This is a genomic window from Flavobacterium sp. W22_SRS_FK3 (assembly GCF_052113665.1).
Lineage (GTDB): Bacteria > Bacteroidota > Bacteroidia > Flavobacteriales > Flavobacteriaceae > Flavobacterium.
In genome coordinates this window covers 1-3,350 of sequence record NZ_JBGQOF010000050.1, presented here as the reverse complement: position 1 = coordinate 3,350, position 3,350 = coordinate 1, and the positions used below count along the sequence as shown (strand labels likewise).

The following is a 3,350-nucleotide window of genomic DNA, read 5'->3' as shown; positions in this document are numbered from 1 at the left end:
AAAAAGCTTGTGAGATTTGAAAACGGGTGTTACATTTGCACCCCGCAAAACAGGGAAAAGTTCATTGATAGATTGGTAAATAATAAGGATAGGGAGGGAATTAAAATTTCTGAAAAAAACTTTAAAAAACATTTGCCAGTTAGAAATAAGTTTTCTACTTTTGCACCCGCTTAGAGAAACAAACGAAAAGCGAAAAAGGAATAAGAAATACACGTTCGTAGACATATTGAATTGACAGCCGTTTTGAAAGAGATTTCAAGACAAAATAATAAAGAGTAAGATAATCGAGAGATTAGAAAAGAACCGATAGAGACTGATTCGAATACTAATTAGCTTGAATTAATTTAAGCAAACAATATACGATGAAGAGTTTGATCCTGGCTCAGGATGAACGCTAGCGGCAGGCTTAACACATGCAAGTCGAGGGGTATAGTTCTTCGGAGCTAGAGACCGGCGCACGGGTGCGTAACGCGTATGCAATCTACCTTTTACAGAGGGATAGCCCAGAGAAATTTGGATTAATACCTCATAGTATTATGAAATGGCATCATTTTATAATTAAAGTCACAACGGTAAAAGATGAGCATGCGTCCCATTAGCTAGTTGGTAAGGTAACGGCTTACCAAGGCTACGATGGGTAGGGGTCCTGAGAGGGAGATCCCCCACACTGGTACTGAGACACGGACCAGACTCCTACGGGAGGCAGCAGTGAGGAATATTGGACAATGGGCGCAAGCCTGATCCAGCCATGCCGCGTGCAGGATGACGGTCCTATGGATTGTAAACTGCTTTTATACGAGAAGAAACACTCCTTCGTGAAGGAGCTTGACGGTATCGTAAGAATAAGGATCGGCTAACTCCGTGCCAGCAGCCGCGGTAATACGGAGGATCCAAGCGTTATCCGGAATCATTGGGTTTAAAGGGTCCGTAGGCGGTTTGGTAAGTCAGTGGTGAAAGCCCATCGCTCAACGGTGGAACGGCCATTGATACTGCTAGACTTGAATTATTAGGAAGTAACTAGAATATGTAGTGTAGCGGTGAAATGCTTAGAGATTACATGGAATACCAATTGCGAAGGCAGGTTACTACTAATGGATTGACGCTGATGGACGAAAGCGTGGGTAGCGAACAGGATTAGATACCCTGGTAGTCCACGCCGTAAACGATGGATACTAGCTGTTGGGCGCAAGTTCAGTGGCTAAGCGAAAGTGATAAGTATCCCACCTGGGGAGTACGAACGCAAGTTTGAAACTCAAAGGAATTGACGGGGGCCCGCACAAGCGGTGGAGCATGTGGTTTAATTCGATGATACGCGAGGAACCTTACCAAGGCTTAAATGTAGATTGACCGATTTGGAAACAGATCTTTCGCAAGACAATTTACAAGGTGCTGCATGGTTGTCGTCAGCTCGTGCCGTGAGGTGTCAGGTTAAGTCCTATAACGAGCGCAACCCCTGTTGTTAGTTGCCAGCGAGTCAAGTCGGGAACTCTAACAAGACTGCCAGTGCAAACTGTGAGGAAGGTGGGGATGACGTCAAATCATCACGGCCCTTACGCCTTGGGCTACACACGTGCTACAATGGCCGGTACAGAGAGCAGCCACTGGGCGACCAGGAGCGAATCTACAAAACCGGTCACAGTTCGGATCGGAGTCTGCAACTCGACTCCGTGAAGCTGGAATCGCTAGTAATCGGATATCAGCCATGATCCGGTGAATACGTTCCCGGGCCTTGTACACACCGCCCGTCAAGCCATGGAAGCTGGGGGTGCCTGAAGTCGGTGACCGCAAGGAGCTGCCTAGGGTAAAACTGGTAACTAGGGCTAAGTCGTAACAAGGTAGCCGTACCGGAAGGTGCGGCTGGAACACCTCCTTTCTAGAGCCTTAGTGTTAGTTGATTTATCAACACGCTGAGGAAAAAAGAAGAAGCTTTAAAGGTTTTGATTTTAAGACTATTTTACTCTTGCTGTTAGTTCAAATAATAAATTTTAAGTAAAACAGAGTCTCGTAGCTCAGCTGGTTAGAGTACTACACTGATAATGTAGGGGTCGGCAGTTCGAGTCTGCCCGGGACTACTTTTTAAGACTGGTGAATTATAAATTATAAGGAGCTACTAAAAAAGACTGTTAATTTAAAAAAAAGGAAATTTTAGAGGTTGAGTAACCGTTTTAAGTACTGTTAACTGAGGACTGTTAACTGACAACTAAAAAATGGGGGATTAGCTCAGCTGGCTAGAGCGCCTGCCTTGCACGCAGGAGGTCAACGGTTCGACTCCGTTATTCTCCACAAAAAGCTATAAGCCAGAGGCTGTAAGCTTAATGCCTAAGGCGTAAAGCCTAAGGATAATAAAGTTCATTGACATATTGAGATAAGAAAATAATAAAAAGTAGAAAGCGTTTTTCAATTTTTACAATAGTAAAGAAAGAAAAACAAAAAAAACGGTCATAATTGATTTTATGATTGGTACAATAAGCAAAATAAGGGCGTATGGGGGATGCCTTGGCTCTCAGAGGCGATGAAAGGCGTGATAAGCTGCGAAAAGCTGCGGGGATGGGCACACACCAATTGATCCGTAGATACCTGAATGGGGCAACCCACTATGTTGAAGACATAGTACACCGATAGGTGGGCAAACCCGCTGAACTGAAACATCTAAGTAGGCGGAGGAGAAGAAAACAAAAGTGATTCCGTAAGTAGTGGCGAGCGAACGCGGATTAGCCCAAACCAATGTTGTTACGGCAATGTTGGGGTTGTAGGACCACGATATTTTATGCACAAGGAACCGGAAGTTGCTGGAAAGTGACGCCATAGAGGGTGATAGCCCCGTATGGGTAACGAGTGTAATAGATAGTGGTATCCTGAGTAGGGCGGGGCACGTGAAACCCTGTCTGAATTTGGCGGGACCATCCGCTAAGGCTAAATACTCCTGAGAGACCGATAGTGAACCAGTACCGTGAGGGAAAGGTGAAAAGAACCGTGAATAACGGAGTGAAATAGATCCTGAAACCATACGCTTACAAGCGGTCGGAGCCCTTTTGTGGGGTGACGGCGTGCCTTTTGCATAATGAGCCTACGAGTTAACGTTGCTGGCAAGGTTAAGTGGTTAAGCCACGGATCCGTAGCGAAAGCGAGTCTGAATAGGGCGCTTTAGTCAGTAGTGTTAGACGCGAAACCGTGTGATCTACCCATGGGCAGGATGAAGCTGTGGTAACACACAGTGGAGGTCCGAACCGGTTGACGTTGAAAAGTCTTCGGATGACCTGTGGGTAGGGGTGAAAGGCCAATCAAACTCGGAAATAGCTCGTACTCCCCGAAATGCATTTAGGTGCAGCGCTGAATTAAGTTATATAGAG

2 tRNA genes and 2 rRNA genes are annotated in these 3,350 nt (G+C 45.6%); all 4 read left to right on the top strand.

Features of this window, described 5'->3' with window-relative positions:
* Positions 1-359 precede the first annotated feature (359 nt).
* A 16S ribosomal RNA gene (locus tag ACEN2I_RS19815) occupies positions 360-1,873 on the top strand.
* A gap of 125 nt (positions 1,874-1,998) precedes the next feature.
* Positions 1,999-2,072 (top strand) — tRNA-Ile (locus ACEN2I_RS19810).
* A 137-nt stretch (positions 2,073-2,209) separates the two neighbouring features.
* A tRNA-Ala gene (locus ACEN2I_RS19805) sits at positions 2,210-2,283 on the top strand.
* A gap of 181 nt (positions 2,284-2,464) precedes the next feature.
* Positions 2,465-3,350, top strand: a 23S ribosomal RNA gene (locus ACEN2I_RS19800); the annotation flags it as partial.